Here is a 24,866-nt window from a genome sequence, read left to right as displayed (position 1 = left end):
TGTAGTATGATGCGGATGAAGTTTTCCATTTGCATCCCAATTTCGTAATGTCTGAGCAGATACGCCTATAATTTTTGAAAATTCGTGTATAGAATAATATTTACTCAAAGTATCAACTCCTTTCAATAATATTCTAGTCTAATATCTTATAAAACTCAATATCTAGTTATATGATTTTATAATTTATCTTTAACTGTTAATGACCTCCCATATTTCTTCCATCATTCCTCTGGCAATCTCTTCCTGTTCATCCGTCATGGGCTGGTTGTTCTGAAGCTCATAGAACTCTCTTAAAAGCTCCATCGGGGATTTCTCCTCTACTTCTGCCGTTCCTCTCACTGTCCCTGCCGCTCTCGTCCGCAGATTGTCATAAGACAGCTTCATGATATTCGGATAAATGCATCGTAGCTTCCCGATCGCATCCGGGATATCCTCTTCATCAGTCAGCGTAATATGAAGATAATCGTCCGTGTTCATATCCTTGTAAAAATCCAGCGCAGTCACTTCCATATACGTGCCTCTGACTTCCCGCATATCATGTTTCGGCAAAAATGGAATCTGCTGAATATTTATTTTGCCTTTTCCTTCTACATCAACGATGACTGCTGCTTTTTTGTGATTGGTTTCAGAAAAAGAATATTTGAGCGGCGTCCCCGAATACCGCACTGTCTCTTTCCCGATCTTCTGCGGGCCATGGAGATGTCCAAGCGCCACATAATCAAACCCGTCAAAGACAGATGCGTCCACATCATCCACACCGCCTACAGACAGTTCTTCTGAATCACATCTTGTTGCACCGGTCACGAACTGATGCGCAAGCAGGATATTTCGTTTGTCTGTGTCGATCTGCATATGCTGCACTGCCGCATTTACAGCATCCTGATAGGTGATGATCTCTTCCTCTGGATACACTCTTTTTACCAGAGACGGCTTCACAAATGGAAGCATGTAAATATTGATCTCACCGTACCGGTCACTTATCGTTACCGGTTCTACATCCGACTCAAATACCGGTGAAAGATAGATCTGTCTGCTGCTCATCAGTCTTGAACCGAAAGCAATTCTTTCTGCAGAATCATGGTTTCCACTGATCAGAAACACCGGAAGCTCTCTCGCGGCGATCCTTGTCAGGAAATCATCCAGAAGCCTCACCGCCTCTGCGGACGGAATCACCTTGTCGTAAATGTCGCCCGCGATCAGAACCGCTTCCACCTTCTGCTCATCGATAATGTTCAGTATCTCTTTTAAAATATATGCCTGATCCTCCAGCATGGAAAATTCATTCACACGCTTGCCGAGGTGCAGGTCTGATAAATGAAGAAATCGCATGGTTTTCTTCCTCCTTCTCGAATAATTCTTTTGCAGAGCAAACACAGCTTCTTTTATCTACTACTTATGTTAATACATGCTTATTTTCTTTAATAATCTCTATCTTTGTATCATCTACAATTCCCTGATTCAGATTACACATAACACTCACATCCTTTTTCAAACTTCTCTTACCCACAATTCTTCTCTCAAACTGCTCGTTCCCACATACACTTCATACGGAATTGAAAATTCCGCCACAAATTCATTTCTACCCTCATCAAAATATGCCATCTCCCGAATCGGGCAAACCAGTTTCACTTCTTTTTCTTCTCCGGCATCCAGCCGTATTTTCCGGAAATCCTTGAGCACATACTCCGGTCTTTCTACTTTGGAATCAGCTGCTCCCACATACATCTGTACCACTTCGCTGCCTTCCCGCTTCCCTGTATTTTTCGCGATCACAGACGCATACAGATTTTCTTCATCTCTCCATGCTTTCATGCCGGCAAGCGTAAACGTCGTATAAGAAAGTCCATATCCAAACGGGTAAAGCGGCTTCACATGGCTTTTATTCAGGAGTGTATATCCGTGATAGTAATCGTATCGGAACTCTTCTGCATCCCAGTCAATCTCCGGCAGATCTTCTTTTTTCTTCGGAATCACAAATGGAAGTTTTCCACCCGGATTCGTTTTCCCGAATAATACATCTGCGACTGCCTTTCCACCTTCCATTCCCGGATAGTACGCCATCAATATCGCTCCGACTCGATCTTCCCACTCATCCATCAGGATCATGCTTCCGCCAACCAGAACCACCACTGCATCCTGCCGGACTTTTCCGACTGCATCAATAATTTTCAGCTGTTCTTCTTTTAATCCCAGGCAGTCTGTCCTGTCGCCTCCCTCATTCTGAACCGTCACATCTGCCGATTCATTTGCCACACATTCTCCTTCATCCAGATAATCATTTCCCGCTATAATCACAACCACATCTGCCTCTTTTGCAAGCCGCCTGCAATGGGATGCACTTTCTCCGGAATAATAGATCACTTCCGCCTCTGAAGGGTATTCCGTAATTCCCTGCAGGATTGTCACCACATACGGTGCATAGACCTGACTGGAACCCCGGTCACCAATATTTTCTCTGTCAGCGTAACTTCCCAAAACTACGATCTTTTTTCTCTTTTTATAATCTATCGGAAGTAACTGATCTTCATTTTTCAGAAGCGTAATTCCCTCTCTTGCACACTGCAGGGCAAGTTCCTGATGCTTTCTGTAATCACAACTTCCTTCTTTTTTGTGTTCTTCTATAAAATGTTCATGTGCCAGTAAAGTCCGGATGATCCGGAGTGCTGATTCATCAATCGTCTGCTCCGTAACTTCTCCTTCTCTTACTACTTCCAGAAGCTTTTCTCCATAAAAATGTGTGATCGGCATCTCTATATCAAGCCCGCTTGAAGCCGATGCAACGTTATCTTTCACTCCCCACACAAAATCACAGATCGTAAATCCGTCAAAATCCCACTCATTCCGAAGCACTTGTCTGAGCAAATATTCATTTTCCCCACACATCGCTCCCTGATACCGATTGTAAGCACTCATCACAGAACCTGCTCCGGCATCAATACACTTTTTAAAATGGCTGAGAAAAATCTCTCTTTCTGTCCTTTTATCACATTCGATCGACACTTTAAATCTTGCATTTTCCATAGAATTAAAGGCAAAATGTTTGACACAGGCGATCACGCCATTCTCCTGTACTCCGCGGACCAGTGCACTTCCCATCCTGCCAAGAAGATACGGATCTTCTCCATATACTTCCTGCGCCCGTCCCCATCCCGGATGATAGGGCAGGTTCACACATACGCCACCAAAAAAGTTTGCACCAACGTCCAGAACTTCCTCTGCAATGGCGCGCCCGATCTCTTCTTCCAGCTCCGGGTCAAAAGCTGCTCCTCTCATGGACGCCACCGGAAAACATGTTGCTTTTTTGCATCCGCATACAACACCTCTCGTCCCATCTGCAAAAAGCATTGCCGGTATGCCTTTCTCTTTTATACCACCTGCACGATATGGATGTTCATTATAATGTACTTTTAATTTTTTCCGAATTGCTCCCCGAACCTCAGAACGGATTTCTGACCCACTCATCAAAGAAACTTTTTCTTCCAGTGACAGCGTTTTCAAAATATCCTTCGCCTGTTTTGTATATGTCAGCCGGTATGCCTTCCAGTCCATTTTCTTATCCATTCAGAATCTCCCTCAAAATCCTTTTTACCTCTGAAGTCTCATAATTCAGATACCCCTTCAGTGCCTCATCATATTCTTCCACCTGTCCTTTCTCGCGAAAGGCTTTCGGCGTAAACCCGGTTTCTTCCCTGAATACCCGGTAAAACGTTTTTTCCGATCCAAATCCACATGCATCCAAAATATAATTCATATTTTTATCCGTATTCTTCAGAAGATTCTTTGCCTGCTCTATACGCAGATTTTCCATAAGTTCTTTCCCGGTCAGATCCAGTGTTGTCTTCAGATTGCGATCCAGGGATTTACGGCTAAGCCCGATCTTTTTACATACCAGATCCATTACCTTTTCTTCTCCCATATGTTCTTCCATAAGCGTGATTGCCTTTACCGTCAGTTCCTGATCATTCTGTGCAGCTGCATCTTTAAACCTGATATCATAAATAACCTGATCAAAGAGATCTGCGATCATGGTGCACACCTGTGCCCTTATCCGAAATACCTGATGTCTGTCCTCGCGCATAGATTCATATACCAGTTCAGCCATCTTTTTATAAAAATATGCGAATCCTTTTTCCGGCTCTTCCTCGTCTGTACTATCAAGATAAAACCGTACCTCTTTATTGTCCTCCTCATCAAACGCCAAAAGCTCACGGCTCATCTGCACGAACATACACAGATTTTCTTCATTTTCTACTCCTTTTATCGCATGGATCACATTCGGATTCACCAGATAGATATCCCCCTTTTTTAATCTGACCTGCTCCGACTGCACCTGCATCCAGATACTCCCTTTTAATATTCCGATCATTTCATATTCATTATGCCAGTGATAGGTACTGCTCTGAATTGGCGCAACAAATATATTTACAGGAAAACTCTGATTATTTGTTATTGACTCATAAATAGAATGTGGCATATGGACCTCCCGTGTTCATTTCTCCTCAAAATATACTTAAACATTCTTACAAATCATTATACAGGATTTTCTCCCATACTGAAATATATACGCAAAGAATAGCCGCCAATCCTGACGACTATCCTCTGTAATTTTTACAATTTTCTATTTTTCGTTCGCTCTTTTTTCTTCCAGTCCTTTTGCGATCTGTGGATAGATCTTATCCAGATTACAGAAGAACAGTGCAACCATTCCGATAACAATCAGAACTGCCGGAACCATTGTAAATACAGTCTTGATTCCTGAAATGGTTACTGCTGCCTGACCAACTCCTTTAGCGGTAAGGCTTCCATCGTATGCTGCCCATGCAAGTCCCCATCCGACGATTGCGGATCCAAGACCGGCTCCGACTTTCATACCAAAGGATGTAACAGAGTTTGTCATACCATCAAGGCGGACACCTGTCTTCCACTCGCCATAATCAATAACGTCTGCAACCATTGCGAAAAGTCCTGCATTGTGCGGAATTCCACCGATTCCAAGGCAGACAAGTCCGATGACTGCTGTTGTAAATGAAGTTCCTGTAAATGCCATGATCAGTACACCAAGAAGTTCAATTGCATATCCGATCATCATGCTCTTCCATTTTCCAAGTACTTTATTGATATAAGGGTAAATCAGGTTACCGATCAGTTTTGGTAAAATAAAGCATAATGTAAGTGTTCCCATCAGTCCTACATTTCCAAGGACATCTCTTGCATAATAAATACGAAGTCCGTTATTTACACCAAGAACTGTATAGTTGATAACAAATACAACCGTCAGAAGCCAGAAATATCTGTTCTCGAAAAGAAGCTTGAATGATTCTCCGACACTGATTTTGTTTTCCTGTTTCTTAGAAGTATTTTCTTCTGCATGTGTACGCTCTTTTGTTCCTGCAAATGTGATCAAAAGCAATATTGTAGCAATTACACCAAAGATTGCTGCCATTCCGGTCCATCCGAATTTTCCTACCAGGTTATTGCAGTTGTAGTTGATGAAAAGTACCACTGACATTGTAACAAAGAAACGGATAGAACTCATTGTTACACGGTCTTTCGGATCCGGTGCTTCCAGTGAAAGCAGTGTATTATATGCCAGGTTACATGCGGTATAAATAGCAACTGCCATCAGGATATAGGTAATGACCGCATAAACCATCTTTCCTCCGCTGCTCAGTCCGGACGGCACACTGAACATCAGAACCAGTCCAAGTCCCATTGGGATTGCAGTCCATAAGATCCACGGTCTTGCTTTTCCCCATTTGGTATGTGTACGGTCGATAATGCTTCCCATGATCAGATCTGAAATTCCGTCCAGAAGTCTTGTGAGAAGCATCATCGTACCAATCGCTGCTGCTGCAAGCCCTACACTGTCTGTGTAGTATAATGTCAGGTAAGAACCGATTGTTGTCCATACCAGGTTGCATCCACCATCTCCGACAGCAAATGCAAGAATCTCTTTCCATGTTGGTTTACTGTTTTTCATGTTTCTTCCTCCTTAGTTCCTTTTTCCTTTTAGATTTAATGTCAAAAGAGAAAGTACTCCTTCCCCTTTGTATACCAGATACAATTTCTTTTCTTCGGTAAATGTTACTTCTGTTTCAGCGGTTTTCCACCATTTACATGGCTTCAAAGAAATAACTGCCTTTCTTTCTCCATTCTCTTCTGTGTAAATTTCCAGTTCACCCGGGGCATCTGTCTGATAAACGACTTCAATTTTTCCGGTTTCTTCCAGATTGATATACTTATATCCAATTCTCGTTCCATCTTTAATGTTCGTGATATAACGTTCTTCATTTACACTTGTCATATAAGGGAAATCAACTTCCTGGTTGGTTCTTCCAATGGAAGACAATGCTCCCATGTGTCCATTCGTCAGATTACAACAATAAACTGCCGGATAAGATGCATCTCCGGAAAGAGGTCCTGGATTCATTCCGCTTGTCGTAATCGTTACCTGCGGAATCTGTCCGTTCTCATCAAAATACACCTTTTCTGCACATCCCTGTCGGTTATACTGGTTCAGGAAAGTATGACGGTGATAGAACATATACCATTGTCCGTTTATCTCCACCAGACCACCATGATTATTTCCAACAGACATCAGTTTGTCTTCTTCTTTTCTTCCGTTGTATCCGACATCCCCATTGCTTACGATGACTCCACCAAATTCAAATCCTTCCATCGGTCTGTCACTGATCGCATAGCAGAGCTGATGCGTATTTACGGAAGAATAGATCAGATAATATTTTCCGTTTATTTTTCGAATAGATGGCCCTTCAAAGTATTCGTTTCCTTCAAATGAAGTTCCTTTTCCATAATTCAGACTCGGAATGATCACTTGCGGTCCTTTTTTTACGGTGATCATATCGTCTTCCAACTGAAGTACACTTCCGCCTTTCAGATCCTGATCTTTATAACGCGGGATATTGATCATACATGGTGCAAATCCAAAATACAGGAAATTTCCTTCCTCTGTACAGATCACAGATGGATCATAGGTCTGATTTTCCATCATCGTCTGACCGTCTTTGTACTGGACACGTCCGTAAAATTCATACTGCCCTGCCGGTGTATCACAGACAGCCACATTGATGGAATCCTGGAATTTGATGCAATAATATAAGTAATATCTTCCATCACGCCCCTGTACTACATCCGGCGCATATAAAGGAAGCACATTTACGTTATACGGATCCTGATCTTTTCGGTAGATCACACCTTCATAACGCCAGTCAGACAGATCATCCAGCGGTGCCGACCATGATACATAATCCTGCTCACAAAATTCATTCCCATTCTCCAGATCATGACTTCCGAATACATATAATCTGTCTTCAAACACATGCGGTTCCCCATCCGGAATATGTTCCCACAACGGGAGATATGGATTATGACATTGCGTTTTCATACGCTTCTCCTTTCGCTTTTTTATTATTTTTCTTTGTTTTAACGTTTCTTTTTCGTTTGCAATATGATTCTATCTTGAATTTTAAATCTTGTTCTGTCATTTTAGACCTTTCTCACTGTCAAATTTGGACATGTTTTGTGCTTGTTGGTCGTTTTTAACAATTTTATAGTTTTATTTTTATGTATTTTCACTAATCGCATTTTGAAAAGCAGAAAATATCCGATGATTTTGAAAAAAGTCAAAAAAAGAAAGTGCGTGTGAAAAAACAAAAGTTTTTTCACACGCACTTCACACGGCATAGCCGTGAATAATCTAGGCTAATTATACGCAAGTATTTTCTTTTTATCCCTACGCTCTCATTATTATAAACAAATTTCCAATCATTTAATATCAAAAAAGAATGTACCTTTCCGCACATAGTTCACAAAAAGATACCACCCATAACGTGATATGATATTTTTAATTTTTTATAAGAGATCCTTTATTTTTTATCCGGTTCTTCTCTGAGTTCTTTCATCTTTCTGAAATACGAACTCATCTCATCTGCCATTCCCGAAAGCCTGTTCAGCAGTCCGGAAAACTCCGTCAGCATCTCATCGTCCTTGTAATACGGATACACAATATCATGGTCAATCTCGCTCCATCCTTCTTCAAAAAGCGTTCTGCCCTGGATTTCCAAATAGTATCCGTGATACTTGATGATATAATGCAGTGAACGGTAATACCCGCCTGTCCGCACTTCAATCTGCGTACTGTCATAAATCCTCGTATCTCCGGAACGCTTGTATACTTTTGGACGTTCTGCGATATAGCAATGCTCCGGATCCTCATCAAAATCCCGCAGCCTGTCCTCTACATAATTGTTCGGATCATTTTCAAACATCGAAGTGATGAACTTATGAAAATGGATCCAGTCCTCCCGGTAAAGGAAGAAAACCCTGATACCAATCAAATCCGTGATGTATTTATGGTAATTCGATTTATTGATATGTTCAAATTTTGCATAATTTTCTTTCCGCTTCCGGATGATCTTTTCCAGAAGGTGCATTGGATTCTTGGTTCTGTAACGATAGGAATGGATCCCTGCCCGCTCAATATCATAGATATATTCATCTACAAATTCTTTTCCCAGATGACGGAACAATTTCGTTTTTGACATATAATCTTCGTAGATCTCTGTCAGCTCCTCCCAGGAAATCCGGGCAGCCGTAAGGTCGTCCTCTGTCAGATTACAGGTTTTCAGAAATTCCTCTTTATTGATCATTTGCTCTCTCACCCAATTCTTTCCGGCCCATGCGGACCTCTTCCATATGACCGGCAAGCTCCCTGTCCATATGATCGAACAGATAATTTTTCGCACTCTCTTTGTGAAGTTCCCATTCTTCCTGAATCTGCCGGTTCACGATCTTCACCTCTTTCAGGAACTCCCGGGAAGATATGATCGTACCTCCCTGCCCTTGTGTGATCACCTGCTCCACACCGTCTGATGTAACTACCGTCACATGATACTTTCTTCCGACCTCATGTACTACCTTTTCGATGTACATATCCGCCGTCTCAGCTTCTTTTGTATACACAACATGAATGTTGTGGTATTTGAAGATTTCCATTGCTTCGCCTTCAACCTTGTAGGCATCAAATACCAGGATCAGAGGATAGTTCTTGAACCCCTGATAATTGCAAAGCACATCCATCAGTTTATTTCTTGCTGCTTCAATATTCTCTTTTGCCAGTTCTTTCAGATCATCCCATGCGAAAATAACATTATAACCATCTACAAGCAAATATTCCTGTACGCCTTCTTCATCTTTCTTTGCTTTTGGCATTTTCCCTGCAGTCACAGTCTTCGGAAGACGATCGGCTTTTCGCTCTACCCGTCCGTAAGTCCGGATAAAAATCTCTTCCAGCTCCCTGTCTTCTCTGGCATTACGCGCATAATGCCTGCCGCCTCTGGCTGCTGCTTCAGCTGATCCGCTTTTCTCCTTGCGTAAATTTACCGGTACAGTCTCATCCAGACTTTTTTCTGTCTCTCCTGCCAGCCTTTTCCGCTCTTCCAGGATCTTCGGAAGCTGTGCCTCAATATGCATATGTTCCGGCACTTCCTGCCACGGTACATTATATCCTGCTCCATGAGCACAGAATACAGAGCCCGTCGGATTCTCCACATCCCGCTCCGGATCGTAACCAATCGCCTCTACAACCTCGTCCTGGTTATGGCATGGAAAATATCCCTTCAGCGTACAGAACAGTTTCCCTCTTCCTCTGCTGTATGTGGTTACTTCTCTCTGATAATCCTGCATTTCAGACACCGGTGCACTTCCGGTGACCACAGCCATATCATCTTCCGTCTCCGGTCCGTCAAATTCTCCATTCATCCGCTGAATATCCGTAAGTGCACGGCCTGTCAGCTCTGACGGAATTTCCAGACGAAACGCATAATACGGTTCAAGCAGTACATTCTCTGCCTGCATCAGTCCCTGGCGGATCGCACGATACACCGCCTGGCGGAAGTCTCCGCCCTCTGTATGCTTCAGATGTGCACGTCCACTGGCAAGTGTGATCTTCACATCAGTAAGCACCGATCCCGTCAGAACGCCCCGGTGCTCTCTTTCCAGCACATGTGTCAGGATCAGTCGCTGCCAGTTCTTGTCCAGCACATCCTCACTGCAGATCGTATCGATCGTGATTCCACTTCCCGGCTCTCCCGGTTCCAGTATCAGATGCACTTCTGCATAATGACGCAGCGGCTCAAAATGCCCTACTCCTTCAACTGTATTTTTAATCGTTTCTTTGTAAACAATATTCCCACTTCCAAAAGAAATATCCACATCAAACCGTTCTTTTACAAGACTTTGCAGAATCTCCGTCTGCACTTCGCCCATCAGCTGGACCTGAATCTCTCCTGCCTCTTCATTCCAGACTACACGGAGCATCGGATCTTCTTCCTCCAGTTGTCTAAAATTCTGCAGCATCCGGTGGACATCACAGCCTTCCGGCAGCTCCACCCGGTAATTCAGAACCGGCTCCAGTATCGGTGCCGAAGAACTTTGCTGCATCCCAAGCCCCTGTCCCGGATAAGTCCGGGTAAGTCCTGTCACAGCACAGATACAGCCTTTTTCTGCTTCCTGCACCATCTCGTACTTGTCCCCGGAATAAATCCGGATCTGGTTGACTTTCTCCTGCAAAGGTTCTTCCTCTGCCATATATTCCAGGATCTCTTTGACCTTCAGTACTCCGTTTGTGATCTTCATATGTGTCAGGCGGCTGCCCTGTGAATCTCTGGATATCTTATATACCTTCGCTCCAAAAGCTTCTTCAGAATGCGTCCCGCTTACCGGTCCGTCCATGTATTTTTCCAGTCCGTCCAGTAATTCCTGCACACCTTCCAGCTTCAGTGCAGAACCGAAATAGCATGGAAATACCTTTCGTTCCCGGATCAGCGTCTGAATCTGACCTGTCGTGATCTTTCCATTTTCCAGATAGCTTTCCATTACCGTCTCATCGCACATAGACAGCTCTTCCAGAAATTCTTCACCCGCTTCTGTAAAGTCCACACACTCTCCGCTGAGCTTCCGCTTTAATTCAGCAAGTCTGTCCTGTCTGTTCGTACCGTCCTGATCCATCTTATTTATGAAAATAAAGGTCGGAACCTGATACCTTGCAAGAAGATTCCACAGGGTTCGTGTATGTCCCTGCACACCGTCCGCTCCGCTGACAACCAGGATTGCATAATCAAGAACCTGCAGGGTACGCTCCATTTCTGCTGAAAAGTCCACATGCCCCGGTGTATCAAGAAGAGTCACCTGCTTGTCTCCAAGCGCAAAATTCGCCTGCTTGGAAAAAATGGTAATCCCCCGGCTTCTCTCCAGCGTATACGTGTCCAGAAACGCATCTCCGTGGTCAACTCTTCCAAGCTTCCTGATCTGACCGGTAAGATAAAGGATTCCTTCCGAAAGCGTCGTCTTTCCAGCATCCACATGTGCCAGGATCCCGACAGATATATATTGTTTTGGCTTATTTTCAGATGTTGCTGCCATCGAAAAAATGCCCCTTTCTGCTCATAATAATCTCTTGATTATCATATCACAGAAAGGGGCATAAGTCGACACGCGAATCTTTTTATCTGTCCTGCTTTTCATTTGACATTTTTTGCGGTAAGATACAATCAGAACAAATTTCTAAAAAAGGAGAGCGCTATTTACTTATGAAAAATACTGACTTAACCAATACTTACCGCGAACTTGACAGAGAACTTGCCATTTTACATGACCAACTCGAAAGTCACCGTTCTTTTGAAAATATCCTTTTTCTCCCGACTCCCGAAAAGATCAGGTCGGTCCGCGAGAAATGGAATGATTTAAAAACACAGGTTGAAAACCTGGATGCACCGGACAATGTCTATCGTCTGGTGAAGCATCATCTGAAAGACTTCCTGGATTCTCTCAAATTTACTATCGAAGAAAAAGAACACAATCCGGAAGCACCTCTCCTGGATTTTGTCTATTATCTTCAGGAAATTGCTCGCTGTGACAGGCGTTCTAATGAAGTACGTCTCGATGTCCTGACCAGAAAATTACAGGCATTCCATGAAAATCAGGATTTGATCCTTAATCTGATCCATACACAATACGGAGAAAATGAAGCTTCCCTTTCTTCTGCCTTTGCCCGCGCAAGGCTGGATATGCAGCGCGACCAGAAATTGTTAAATGAATATTTCCCGGATTTCACAGAAGAACAGATTGCATCTTTATCACAGTCCTTCCGGATTTTTATCGATCAGCTTCAGGAAATGGCAGATTTACTCGGTTCAGACTGCCAGTCTGACTCTGAAGAATTATTAAAGGATGATCTCTCAAAGACCATCAAGATGGATCCGGAAGCTTACCGCAGCCTTCTGAAAAACCGTCTTGGTGTATCTCTCGACGAACTGCTTGCATGGCATAAAGAAGAAATTGAAAAGACCCGTGCTGAAGTATTCGAAATCGCCTCCAAATTAGAGCTTCCGGAAGGAACTCCGAAGACAATGAAAGAAGTCAGCGATGTGCTTTTCCGCTATGCCGGTCCTTGTGACAGTGCCGAGGAAATGTATACACGTGCCAGAAATTATCTGAAACGTACCCGTGCTGTCGCTCATGAATATGTACGTCTTCCGGAAGATGAAACCTGTCTGTGCGTTCCTCTTCCGCCTTGCTATAAGGATTCTTACCCCTGGGGCGGTTATGAGGGTGGTGATTTCCGTGTCAAACCGCTCCGCGGCCAGATGTTCCTGAATCAGTATAATTATCAGAACATTACCGATGGCTGGATCAAGATGAATACCATGCACGAAACTTATCCGGGACATCATGTCCAGTTTATCCGTGCAGCGATCGATCCAACACCGGAAACTGTAAAAATAGGAGCAAAAAGTGTACCTCTGGAAGAGGGAACATGTATTCGGACTGAACGCGCATTTACCTTTATCTTTGCAGAAGACCCGTTCTTCCCTCTGTTCGTTGCATTCCGCCGTCATCATGCCTCTGTCCGTATCCTGGTTGATCTGCAGCTGTATTATTTTGGAGTGACACTGGAAGATGCTGTAAAAATCTACGAAGAAGAGCTTGGCTTTGACCGCGTAACTGCCCGCGCCCAGGTACAGGCACACCAGAATGCGCCGGGATATTTCACCTGCTATTATTATGGAATGAAGAAAATCTGCGACTGGGAAAAAGAGTATGGATATACGAAATGGGATTATACGGAACTGCTGTTCTCAGCCGGACGGATCAGTATGGAAAGCCTGGAGATGCTGGTTAAGATGACCAAAGAAGAGCAGGGACGTTTCTTTACGGAGTTCCGGAGCTTGCTGATGGATGAATAAGGTAGGTTTTAAGGTGTTGGAGGGGGACGAAAAAACGGATAAATAAATGAATCGGGTATGCTTCCCACGCACTGGGCATTCCGATGAGTCTCTGAAAGCGTATATTGTGTCAGCAATGGCTTCCACAATATACTGAGTCTCATCTCCATAGTGCTCAAGGGAATCTGACCCGATTCATTTATTTATCCGTTTTTTCTGGTACTCCTGCAACTTGAAAATTTTCCCTTATGGAACATCAGCTCGCTGCGCATGGCTGATGGTGATTTGTTTGTCTAGGGTTTTAACCATATTCATAAATTTGAGTATAATGATTTGTTTTAGTTTTTAAAAATTTGTATCTTTAAAATATTTCCAACAACACATTATTATAAAGATATAAGTCTACCAAGTTCTTCACGTTTCTTTTCAGTTATGCCATAGATATTTATGTGGTTCAGGTCACCGCTGCGGTCTGTAAAGGCGGGGAAGAGGAAGCCGGATGTTGGGGATCCGGGTTCGTATTCGCCGACAAGGGGACAGATGGCGCAGATGAGGTAAGGGAACATCTCTTCGGATTCTCCAAGGCGTTCTTTGTCGGTGGCTTTGGCTGGGATATCGTAATTATCATGGAAAACATAGATCGCGTAAGGGGTGGTGATCCGGATGTTTTCCATGATGATATCATAAAGAGTATCCATCAGGGCATCGTTTTTAAGTTCACAGTCTCTGAGCGCCATCAAAAGCTGCCACATACTTCCGGCTTTCTGATTTTCCGGCTGGATCTCGTATTTTTTCAGTTCTGTGTTTGTCTCTGCAAATGGAATCGTTTTGGCGATTGCGAGATTTTTTGTTTTTTCTGACGCAGAGAGTTTGAGGAAGTTGATGTTAAAGCTTCCGTCAAAATCTCCGTCTGCATCTACATAACAGCCTGCTATTCTTGTGAATGATGTTCTTGCAGGCGTCATCCGCCGCGTCAATTCCAGCATATCTTCTCGGTTGATCATTTGTATTTGTTCCTCTCTTTGAATATCAATTGAGTCTCACTCCGTTGACCTGTTTCTATTTTCTAAGTTCTCATATCATCCATTGCTAAAATTCTTCTATTTCAGCAACACGGTCCCCCTGCTTTTCTTTCCAAATCATCAGGTACACTTTGAAATCTACCGAATCTCTCGCCGCAGCAAATGGCTCCTCACGTACAAGTGTAACTTTCTGTCCATTTGACTCCAGCTCTGCTTTTCTTTTTTCGGCTTTTTTCAAAATGTTCTGATATTTCTGATTAAATTTCTCCCCAAAATCCCTCCGTGGATAATTTTCCGCTTCTTTGGCAAGTTTTTTATTTAGCAAGTCTACAACCGCCGCATGTTTCTCCCGATGTAATAGTCGGGCAATCCATCTGCTCATTCTTTTTCCATGATATCTCCGGTATCTTTGCAGCCACCACAACAGACTTTTATCCCCTGCTTCTTTAACAAGCTCTTCCATTACATCCATTGCCTCTTCGGTCGGATTCCACGGATCTTCCATCGGGACAATATATTTTGCCGGAACTGCCGGATAACAGGTATAGTTCAGCGGAGGAAAATGTACCAGTTTTGCAAGTTTCCGTTCTGTATCACTTGTTGCCTTTTCTCCAAGATATTCACATTTATCACTCAGAATCGCCAGACGATATTCCAGAATCCGCAGATACTCATACCCTTTCAACCAGAAATGTCCTATATCTCCGTAATTATAGAGATTCATCTCCAGCGAAAGATCCTGGAAGAAAATAGTCACAACCGTTTCGCCCTGATATACGACAAGTACATATTCTCCATCCTCCTGGCTTAAAGTTGCGTCCAGCTCTCCTTCATAATCCTTCTGATAATGTCCGGTCATCCTCGCACCGATAAAAACCAGAAAGCTTTCCACTGCATCATTCATCAGATACACCAAGCGGATCTCATCCTGGTTTTTGGCATCTTTATCTGGAAACAGAACTTCAAACTGATCCTGACCGAGTAACTGGGCAAGTTTCTGGAAGGCCTCCGGAATTTCTTCATATGCATTTTCTGTATCCATGAACGCTTCCTCTGCTGACATATTTTCCTGTATTTCCAGTTCACTCATCTATTCCTTTTCTCCTTCATTTGCCTCTTCCATATCCACACAGGCAAGTCCTCTGTCCTCCACATAACTGACACGGATCACTGCCTGCGACCAGTTGAGGCTGATCCTGGCAGCCTTCTGCTTCTCTTCTCCGGCTTTCCGGAGCAGATCCAAAAGTTTCTCCAAAACTTCTCTTGTCAGATAGCCACCTCTCCACTGAAAGGTCAATGTCCTGCCCTTCTTAGCCGCCTGCAGCGACCGTTTATAAACATCTTCTTCTTTTGTAAAGGAAAGTTTCTTCTCCCGATAATAAAAATGATCCCCATTCGTACAGACCGGTGCCGGTGCGATCAGCGGTTCATGATCCCGGAAAATCTTCTTGTCGTCCAGATTGAAATAATCATAGCGGATCTCCTGTCCTGCCGCACTGTGTTTACCAAGCGTATTGTCAAAAGTTGCATCCAGATGATAATATGTACCACCAATTTTTACGATATTCCAAGTATGACGGTACTTGATCCCTTTTTCCGGATTGTTACCACAGACTGCGATCATGCACCAGATTCCAAGCGCATCACAGAGTACTTTCACAGATTTTGCAATTCCTTCACATACGCCAACTCCATGTCCAAGTGGACCGATGATCTCATGGGAATACGCCTTTTTCAGCTTATCATAAGTCACATTATCACAGATAAAATCATGAATATATTTCTCCTTTTCCCATTCAGACAAATCTTTTGCCGCCCGCGCAAGTTTTTCTACTCTGGAGGACATTGCCCTCTGATGCTCCCGGATTTTATTTTTGTCAAACAGATACTCCGGTACAAAGATCAGATTCGGAGAGTCCTGATAGTATTTATACTTATATCCTGTCATCCAGAAAATCTCCGGATGATCCAGCCGAAGCCTGAAAAAGACATCATAAAGCTCCGCAATTTCTATGCGCGGTATCTGAAATTCATCCGCAAGTGCATTCGCTCCCTGCATGATTACATGGTATGCTGCCTGCTGCTGTTTCGTCATTTTGGTATAATAGAATGGTTCCATGAAAGTCCTCCTGCGCAATGTTTTGATTCTCCTATTATACATTTTTTCACGAAAACACGAAATGTTTTTCCTTGCTTTTTAACGAAAAACAGAAATGTTTTACGCTAGTTTTTAACGAAAATAGAAAATGTTTATACCCATTTCTTAACGAAATCACAAAATGTTGGCCCTTTTCCACTTCTTTCAGACACATAAATTCCCTTCATTACTTATATAAAAAGGCTCCATATAACAGTTTTTACTGCTACATAGAACCTCTTCCATTCTTTTATTTCTCAGTTTCACTTGATACAATTGCCGGAATCCGGATCGTAACGATCGTACCTTCGCCCTCTTTTGACCATATCTGAAATCTGTATTTATTTTCATAAATATAGTCCAGTCTTTCTTTAATATTTTTTATACCGATATGTTCTCCTCTTTCCATACTTGACAGTTTACGCTGCGGTTTGCTTAATTCATCTAGTTTGTCCTGAGACATCCCTGCACCATTATCTTTTACAATAATCTCAACTTCATCTTCTTCCATTCTGATACGAATCGTAATGCATCCGTCTATTACTTCGCCTTCTTCATCCGTATTACATAGAATTCCATGAAAGAACGCATTCTCTACAAGTGGCTGCAAAATATTTTTTGCAATCAGATATGGCTCAACCCCCGCTTCAATATCAATAACACTTTTAAATATTCCTGTATATCGATATTTCTGAATCAGTAAATATTCTCTCACTACTTTAATTTCCTGCTCTACTGTATCATAAACATTATCCACCTCTATACGTAGTCTGTCCCTTAAAATCTGAATCATAGCTTTATTCACTGCAATCACATCTTCATTCCGGTTTTTCTGTGCCAGATATGTAATCATATTCATGGTATTATAGATAAAATGTGGATCCACCTGCGAAATCATCAGACCATACTTCAGTTGCTGCTCTCTCTTTTCCTGTTCGACCATTTCAACAATATTTTCCTGCAAACGTTTTGCCATAACATTAAATGAAGCGCCTACTTCTCCTATTTCATCTGTTGAATTCACCTCAATTCGTGCATCCAGATTTCCTTCTGCTATTTCATTCATTTGTTTTGATACATCCGTAAGCGGACCGGTAAAATGATTTACAATCGGGATCATAACTAACACAATTCCAAGCCCAAAACATAAAATCAGTATTTCTACCAGAAAAATCAGCGAACGGTTATTGTCCAGAATATCTTTTCTGCTCTGCCTGCAAATAATCTTCCACCCATCTTCTTCCGAAAAACGTACTGTAGTAATCCCATCTTCCTGCTGCCAATAACCTTCCTTATAGCTTTTTCCATACTTCATGTTTTTCAGAGTTGCGTTTACATCTATTTGTGTTTCCTTAACACTTGGCTGTAAAATCTGATTATTTTTATCAAGAAACAGATAATCGTTACTGTAATCTTTCATCTGGTTTGCAATATAGTACAACTGGTCAAAAGATGCTATAACAGTAAGATTGCCTTTCTGCCCATGATATATATATTCCATCGTATATCCATAAACCATGTTAAATATATTTCCAAATGCTGTATCTGATTCCCCGTCATAAGCAAAAGGATTCAAAAAACTTGTCTTTTTCCCTTTTAAATCTAATTCTTTTATTTCACTACAAATATGTTCTTTTACTTTATTCGAAAATCCTACTGTTGAAAAATCATATATTTTATCCGCCTTTTGGACATCCAGATAAATCCCGATGATTCCATATGACTGAATTTTATTTTTTACACCAAGCTGGGATAAAAAAAGACTTATTTTCGCATTATTTGCTTCATTCGGCTCCGACATATATTGATCTATTTTCTGAATAAGTTCTGGTTCTTCTGCCACAATCTTTGTAAATCTTACCAGCTCTTCAAAATTCTGATCTAACTGAGACATGATCTGCTCATTCAGAATCATGGTATCCTCTCTGTCTTTCACACTGATATTTCTATATACCAGTTCCGGTAATGCCATGAGCAATATTCCCATAATTACCAAAAACACACATAATTGTGCTATAACCAATTTATTTCTTAATTTCATGACCTCTTCTACTCTCCGGCTAATAATTTCCTGCGATATTGGTTCGGTGTCAGTCCTGTATATTCTTTGAAAATTTTACTGAAATACTGACTGGAAGTAAAACCTGTCTTTTCTGATACTTCATAAACCATATATTCTTTATCCTGGAACATTTTCTTTGCATTTTCTATTCTGACATTATTGATAAAATCATTTACCCGTATTCCAGTTTCTGTTTTAAATTTCGTTGATAACCAGGAAGACGTCACACCAACATGCTCCGCAACTTCTGCTGCTGTAATACTTGCATCACCATAATTCTGATTGATATAAGCCATTGCATTGATTGTCACATCGGAATAAATCATTTTTTCTTTCTCATTTTTCATTCGACAAATTTCTTCTATCTTGTATTCAATATATGCCTGAAGATCTGTTACTTTTCTAAAATCATAAGAACTGCATCCCTCGGTCATCAAAAATCTCTGACCGCTTGTTTCTCCAATCAGTTTTCCATCAAACAAACTAAGAGCCTCCAAAATATGTTCTATATATTCCAAGTATTCTGTAACATTCTGTTTTTTTTCTGTTTCATGCAATCGGTTTTCTATTTTTTCAATTTCTTCTGTTTTTCCCTGTTGTAAAGACTGATAAATTTCTTCTGATGAAATTCCTGACAGTTTCTTCTCATTTTCCTCTTTTCCGTCATAACGCAGCTCCTGTAACTCTACTTCATTTTTTAAAATATTATTTTCCAGTTGTCTTTGATAATTTGTAAAATTAGACCGGAACTGCCTTACCATACTTCCATGCAAACAATAATATACATGATACAGTTTTTCTTCTCTGTTAATATATTCATACAGCTTTCTTGCAAAATCATAAATTCTGTCATTTATTTCTTTTTGTGAAACAATTCCTTTTCCGAATTCAAGCAAAATCAGATATTCATCTTCGTTTACCGGAAACCTGGCCCCTACATGAATCCCAGTATTTTCAGATACATTTTCGCACGCTCTTTTTATGAGCCGATTATCCAATGTCATCTGATTGTTATCAAGTGGAATATATTTCTTTAAAATCTTCGGAACCTTTCTTTGAGAAACGATAATATAATAATATTTCTTATGCAAACCTATATAATCATTTTCATCAAGAATATCTTTATATACCTCTTCTGAAATATTTTTTCTAAATAATTCCTCTAAAATTGCTGTAATTGTATACTGCTTTTTTGCTTTTTCTTTTATAATTTCTTCTTTTAATTTTAGTATTTTTCTTAAAAATCCATCTTCCTCCAGATCACTTTTTAAGATATAATCATCAATTCCTAACCGGATTGCCTGTTTTACATAATCAAAATTTTTATATGCTGAAAGGAACAGAATATGTGTATTTCCACCATATTCGCGAATTGCATCCCCTAATTCCAATCCATTTAATCCAGGCATCTTTACATCTGATATCACCAGATCCGGTCTGTGTGTCTTGTAAATTGCAAGTGCCTGTTCTGGATTTGTCGTTACCCCGATCAATTCAAATCCATGATACTCCCAATCAATAATATGCTCCAAATACTCCAGTGCCAGCTTTTCATCATCCACTAACAATACTTTTATCATATTTTCTTCCTCCCATTATGCCCTGTCAAATGCTGTCTATTCCGATTATACAGCGACACCCGGAGTATCGCAAGCTGACAGGATGCGTATACTCCGGGTGTCATTTAAATTATTTTTTATTGTGCGTTTGTTCTCACAAGCTCTTTTTTCAGCTTTCGTTCACTGATAAAGTTCATTACTCTCTGGTTGTTGTAAGTAAAGATCATAATAACCAGAAGGAAGATTCCAGATGCTGTATCCTGCAGCGAAGCTGAAAGTCCCATGCTGAGAAGTCCTGTCGTCAGCATATTTAAAATAAAGTTTCCGATAAAGATTCCGATTACCAGATTACAATACTGTTCAAGTGCCAGTCCAACATAAATTCCAAGCATGCAGTTGAAAATAATATTCGTACTTGACATGTACATCGGCGTATCAATTGATCCCTGTATAGAAATCTTCAAAAGTGCCGCAACTCCAAGGAATAATGATGAAACTACATAGCAGAGGAATGCTGTTTTCTTGGTATTGACACCTGAATTTTTTGCAATTCTCTGTGAACTTGCACATGCTCTTACATTATATCCAAACTTTGTATAGTTGAAAATGATGTAGAACAGTACAAACATGATCGCAAAAATAATCAAACAATACGGAAATCTTCCAAGTGTTGTAATTTCTCCGTTAATAGCTGTTACCCATGAAATACTTGCCAGGTTGGATAATGTCTCATATACCATGCAAACACCAAGTGCTGTAACAATTGCCGGAACTCTCAGTAACATATACATAACACCTGAGATTGTTCCAAGTACAATGCCCGCTCCAACCACAATCAATGCAAATGGTATCAATCCGATTCCGTAAAGATATACCATTTTTGCTCCGAACATTGCCGAGAGCATTACAACCGCACCTGCACTAAGATCCATTCTGTTACACAACATGTTCGAACACATTGCGAATGAAATTAGCGTAGGGGCCAGCGTTTGCTTCAGGTTCATAATAAGACTCGCCGGTTTTCCAAATGCTCCGCCGGAGCATATGAAAAACAGAAGATATACAAATACCGGGAGCATAACGACTTTGCATACATTTTTAACTGTATCTGATTTCGTTTTCATACGCCTTCCCTTTCCATATCCGTTAAAGTAGTAATTTATTTTCCATGTCTTGCAATTGTATCTTCAATACTGTAGTTCTTGCCCATTTCAAGCAGCTCATCAGAAGATGCATTTTTATTTTTTGATTTAATCAGCTGATCAACTTCATCTGTTGTCCATGCATATACACCATCATTATGAAGGTATGTCATGTAATCAGAGAATTCCTGACCAGATTTACATACAATAAAGTTAACCGGTACTTCTACTTTGTCAAGAGCATTTCCTTCCAGTGCATTGTAGATAAGTACGAACGGGAATACTGCATCAGCATACTGTCCACCGATTGCACATACTGTTTCACCATTGTCAAGGCTTCCCTGACAATTTTCTGAAAGGTCACAGAATGCGATCTTAACCTGACCTTCACGTCCTGCTGATTTGATTGGTTCTGAGCAGTATTCAATACCAAGAAGTGTAATTGCAATACCATCGATAGAATCATCTGCTGCAAGGAAATCTTCTACTGCTTTTGTGAATTCAAGGCCTCTGTATTCACCAGCTTTTTTAACTTCCGGATGATCTTCAAATGCTTTCATCATACCTTCCCATCTTCTGTCATGGCAGGTAATTCCAGGTTCATAGCCAATTGCTGCAATGTTCTTGCATCCTGAATCAATAAGGCTTGTTACAATTTCATATCCTGCATCGTAATCTGCTTCATAAGATCCACCAACAAAGTAATCACTCTTGTAAACCTGATCTTTGATGCTTTCATCAATCTGTGACCAGCCTACACCAAGATAAACTTCATTTTCTTCACAAATTTTTAATCCCTGAAGGACTGCTGTTCCTGAGAAGTTTGTTGTGATAATACCATCAACACCCTGTGCACAGAGGTTTTCAATTGCAGAAAGATATGTTTCATCTGCAAAGTTTTCAATAATGTAATAGTTAAATTTTACACCATATGCTTTTCCAAGATAATCTGTGTATGCTTTGTATTTTGCGCAAAGGAAATCTGTTGTTGTATGGATAACTACACCAATTGTGTATTTACCATCCGGATCTCCACAAATTTCATCCTGACCTGATTTGTTTCCCCAGACTTCCTCTGTCTTTGCATCTTTTGTCTCTTTTGAACTGCTGTCTGATTTCTTGCTTCCTGAAGAACCACCACAACCGATTACAGAGAATACCATCATAACTGCTAATAAAACAGCTACTGCTCGTTTAATTCTTTTCATTTCTTTTCCTCCTCTTTTCTCCTTGTTTCATCTGTTACTCCAGTACACCATCTTTGTTCTTTACATATGTAAGGAATACTAACAGTAACAGTACCAGTCCCTGAATTCCTTCAACCACACGTTCGTTAACACCCAGGATAATCAATCCATTTCTCAAAAGGATAACAGAAAAGCTTCCGACCACAGCTCCGATCATTTTTACTTTAGAACCTCCGGACAATGGCACACCTCCAAGTACCAATGCTGTGACAACGTTCATTTCCATTCCCTGACCAGTTGAAGTACTTACACTTCCGGCTCTTGCCATAAGGATAAATCCTGCAATACCTACCGTGATACCACTGATAATGTAAGCGATCATTCTGGTTCTATTAACGTTTACGCCTGCCTGCTTTGCAGCGGCTGGATTTCCTCCAATTGCTTTATTATCTTTTCCAATTGCTGTTTTTTCAAATAAGATATAGCAGATAATAAAGACGCCTAACAGCATTCCCAGCTTAAATTTCTGATTATCAAATTCAAAAAGTTCAACCGGAATACTATATTTCTGTGATGCACATACCGTATTTAAGATTCCACGACACATGTACATGATGCATAGTGATGTGATAAATGGCGAAACCTGCAAATATACGGAAACAACTCCGTTCAATACGAACCATACCAGTGCTGCAAGAATGTTTGTAATAAATACTACTCCTGCCGGTACTCCTGTGTTCGCAACTAAAATCGCAACTAAAACGCTGAAACCGATAACACCACCGTATGACAAATCCATTCCGCCATGTGAGTATACGAAAATTGCACCAAATGCCATAATCGCTATATATACGGTCTGATTCAGAATACTGTTAATATTACCTTTTGTCAGCAGTTTCCCTTCTCCTCCGACCTGAAATATGATAATCATTAAAATGATTCCAAGGAAAGGAATTATTTTCTGAAGAATTTCTTTTGCCTTAGCTTTCTCTTTCACTTTTATCCCTCCTAAACCATCTTCTTGATTAATACAGATTCATTTAACTCTTCTGACCTGGTAAATGAATCTTGTATCTGACCATCTTTCATAATCAGAATACGATCACTCATTCCAATCAGTTCCGGAAGTTCTTCTGAAATCATCAAAATAGATTTTCCTTCTTTTTTCAGGCGGTACATCAGCTGATACATAAATGCCTTTACACCAATATCAATTCCTCGTGTCGGGCAGTCCAAGATATAAATTTCTGACTCATTACCAAGCCATTTTCCAAATACAACTTTCTGTTTATTACCACCACTTAAATCACCTACGTTTTGTCCAATCTCTCTGCATTTAATGCTCATATCTTTTACCTGTTTATCGGTAAATTTCTTTTCAGCACCTTTGGTAATTACACCACCTTTTGCGATCATTGACAAGGATGGTAAAACGGTATTTTCCATGATACTTGCTGATAAGATCAGTGCTTCCTGGTCTCGGTTCTTGGATACATATCCAATCTTGTTCTTGATTGCCTGTTTTTCTGATGTAATCTTTTTTCCATTTCCAAGTTTTACTTCACCATACAATGGTTTAACATTTCCAAACAACGCTTTTCCAAGTTCATGCATTCCGCAATCTGTTAACCCACCTATTCCAAGGATTTCTCCTTTATGAAGTTCCAGTGAGACACCTTTGAGGCTATCTCCTACATACAGTTTTTCTGCCGAAAGCACAACCTCTTTCCCATAGCTTCCATCGTAATCACTTCGATAATAATCTCCGGTAAGTTTACGTCCTACCATCAACTCTTTTATCTTTTCCTCTTCAAACTCAGATTTTTCAAGTTCAGCAACAAACACACCGTCTCGCAAAACAATCAGCTTACTGCAAACCTCCATCAGTTCTTCCAGGTCATGGGAAATAAACAGTACTGTCTTATTTTCCTTCTTCATGTTCTTAATAACCTGGTAAATGATATCCCTTCCTCGTTGAGACAAGGCAGTTGTTGTTTCGTCAACGATGAAAATCCTTGGATTCGTATACAATGCTCTTACAACTTCAATCAGTTTTCTTTCTTCCAGACTGTATTTTATGATCGGATCTTCCGGATGAATATTGTCAATTCCGATTTTTTCAAGTGCCTTTCTTGCTTCCTGATACATCTTTTTTCTGTCAACAACACCATGTTTTGTAAACAACTGCTCTTTTCCGATAAAAAGATTATCTGCTACTTTAATTCCCGGAAGTGTTCCCATTTCCTGGGCAATCATACTGATTCCATGATTCTGTGCATCCAGTGTGTCTGCTGGTTTATATGGTTTTCCGTCCAGAGTAAGCTCTCCTTCAGATTGCGGATAAACTCCGGAAATAATAGAGGAAAGAGTTGACTTTCCGGAACCATTTTCTCCGATCAGACCAATAACTTCTCCTTCATCAATGGTTACAGAAACGTCTTTCAATGCCTGAGTAAGTCCAAAGTTTTTTGAAATATGTTTTGCTTCCAAAATCACGCTCATTTCGTTGCCAC

General features: G+C 40.9%; 18 protein-coding genes. 1 reads left to right on the top strand and 17 read right to left on the bottom strand.

Going from position 1 to position 24,866, the window contains the following annotated elements:
* The 8 genes from PGU50_RS18135 to PGU50_RS07245 form a co-directional block, all read right to left on the bottom strand.
* The coding region (locus PGU50_RS18135; protein ID WP_119246015.1) for a MerR family DNA-binding transcriptional regulator at positions 1-108 on the bottom strand (108 nt) is incomplete at its 3' end.
* Between the two features lie 81 nt (positions 109-189).
* Positions 190-1,329: an exonuclease SbcCD subunit D gene (locus PGU50_RS07275; protein ID WP_270246544.1), complete on the bottom strand. Its 1,140-nt coding sequence runs from the start codon at positions 1,327-1,329 to the stop codon at positions 190-192.
* 159 nt (positions 1,330-1,488) lie between these two features.
* Complete coding sequence (locus PGU50_RS07270; RefSeq protein ID WP_270246543.1) at positions 1,489-3,561, bottom strand: beta-glucosidase family protein; 2,073 nt, start codon at positions 3,559-3,561, stop codon at positions 1,489-1,491.
* Entirely contained in the window at positions 3,554-4,474 is a 921-nt protein-coding gene (locus PGU50_RS07265) for a helix-turn-helix domain-containing protein (protein WP_270246541.1), read from the bottom strand. Before PGU50_RS07265 ends, PGU50_RS07270 begins: the two co-directional genes overlap by 8 nt.
* 144 nt (positions 4,475-4,618) lie before the next feature.
* Positions 4,619-5,980, bottom strand: a complete 1,362-nt coding sequence (locus tag PGU50_RS07260) for an MFS transporter (RefSeq protein WP_270246540.1) — start codon at positions 5,978-5,980, stop codon at positions 4,619-4,621.
* Positions 5,981-5,992: 12 nt separating this feature from the next.
* A complete protein-coding gene (locus tag PGU50_RS07255) occupies positions 5,993-7,405 on the bottom strand; it encodes a family 43 glycosylhydrolase (RefSeq protein WP_270246539.1) in 1,413 nt (470 codons plus the stop codon).
* Between the two features lie 481 nt (positions 7,406-7,886).
* Positions 7,887-8,669: a GTP pyrophosphokinase gene (locus tag PGU50_RS07250; RefSeq protein WP_270246538.1), complete on the bottom strand. Its 783-nt coding sequence runs from the start codon at positions 8,667-8,669 to the stop codon at positions 7,887-7,889.
* Positions 8,659-11,442, bottom strand: coding sequence for a translation factor GTPase family protein (locus PGU50_RS07245; RefSeq protein ID WP_270246536.1), 2,784 nt, complete (start codon positions 11,440-11,442; stop codon positions 8,659-8,661). The genes PGU50_RS07250 and PGU50_RS07245 overlap by 11 nt, the downstream gene beginning before the upstream one ends.
* Positions 11,443-11,609: 167 nt before the next feature.
* Here PGU50_RS07245 and PGU50_RS07240 point away from each other — a divergent pair, with 167 nt between their 5' ends.
* Entirely contained in the window at positions 11,610-13,265 is a 1,656-nt protein-coding gene (locus PGU50_RS07240) for a DUF885 family protein (RefSeq protein WP_270246535.1), read from the top strand.
* 365 nt (positions 13,266-13,630) lie between these two features.
* On the opposite strand, the gene PGU50_RS07235 is transcribed toward PGU50_RS07240, so the two are convergent.
* The 9 genes from PGU50_RS07235 to PGU50_RS07195 all read right to left on the bottom strand — a co-directional run bounded on the left by PGU50_RS07235 (position 13,631) and on the right by PGU50_RS07195 (position 24,855).
* Positions 13,631-14,248, bottom strand: a complete 618-nt coding sequence (locus PGU50_RS07235; protein WP_270246534.1) for a DUF4317 family protein — start codon at positions 14,246-14,248, stop codon at positions 13,631-13,633.
* A gap of 85 nt (positions 14,249-14,333) precedes the next feature.
* Positions 14,334-15,356 (bottom strand): DUF3878 family protein, encoded by a 1,023-nt coding sequence (locus PGU50_RS07230; RefSeq protein ID WP_270246533.1) that lies wholly within the window; start codon positions 15,354-15,356, stop codon positions 14,334-14,336.
* Positions 15,357-16,385, bottom strand: a complete 1,029-nt coding sequence (locus tag PGU50_RS07225; protein ID WP_117834578.1) for a transglutaminase domain-containing protein — start codon at positions 16,383-16,385, stop codon at positions 15,357-15,359.
* Between the two features lie 268 nt (positions 16,386-16,653).
* The gene (locus tag PGU50_RS07220; RefSeq protein WP_118198649.1) at positions 16,654-18,444 is read right to left on the bottom strand and encodes a sensor histidine kinase; all 1,791 of its coding nucleotides are present in this window, start codon (positions 18,442-18,444) and stop codon (positions 16,654-16,656) included.
* 8 nt (positions 18,445-18,452) lie between these two features.
* The gene (locus tag PGU50_RS07215; RefSeq protein ID WP_055260329.1) at positions 18,453-20,045 is read right to left on the bottom strand and encodes a response regulator transcription factor; all 1,593 of its coding nucleotides are present in this window, start codon (positions 20,043-20,045) and stop codon (positions 18,453-18,455) included.
* A 116-nt stretch (positions 20,046-20,161) separates the two neighbouring features.
* Complete coding sequence (locus tag PGU50_RS07210; protein WP_055247455.1) at positions 20,162-21,148, bottom strand: ABC transporter permease; 987 nt, start codon at positions 21,146-21,148, stop codon at positions 20,162-20,164.
* 35 nt (positions 21,149-21,183) lie between these two features.
* Positions 21,184-22,374, bottom strand: coding sequence for a sugar ABC transporter substrate-binding protein (locus PGU50_RS07205; protein WP_227119754.1), 1,191 nt, complete (start codon positions 22,372-22,374; stop codon positions 21,184-21,186).
* Between the two features lie 34 nt (positions 22,375-22,408).
* The gene (locus PGU50_RS07200; protein WP_055247451.1) at positions 22,409-23,350 is read right to left on the bottom strand and encodes an ABC transporter permease; all 942 of its coding nucleotides are present in this window, start codon (positions 23,348-23,350) and stop codon (positions 22,409-22,411) included.
* 11 nt (positions 23,351-23,361) lie between these two features.
* Positions 23,362-24,855, bottom strand: coding sequence for a sugar ABC transporter ATP-binding protein (locus tag PGU50_RS07195; RefSeq protein ID WP_055247449.1), 1,494 nt, complete (start codon positions 24,853-24,855; stop codon positions 23,362-23,364).
* Between the last annotated feature and the right edge of the window lie 11 nt (positions 24,856-24,866).

The organism is Coprococcus sp. AM11-30B, assembly GCF_027674365.1.
GTDB classification, from domain to species: domain Bacteria; phylum Bacillota; class Clostridia; order Lachnospirales; family Lachnospiraceae; genus Allocoprococcus; species Allocoprococcus comes.
Note: the sequence above shows the minus strand (reverse complement) of the source record. Positions and strands in the feature narration are given on the sequence as shown.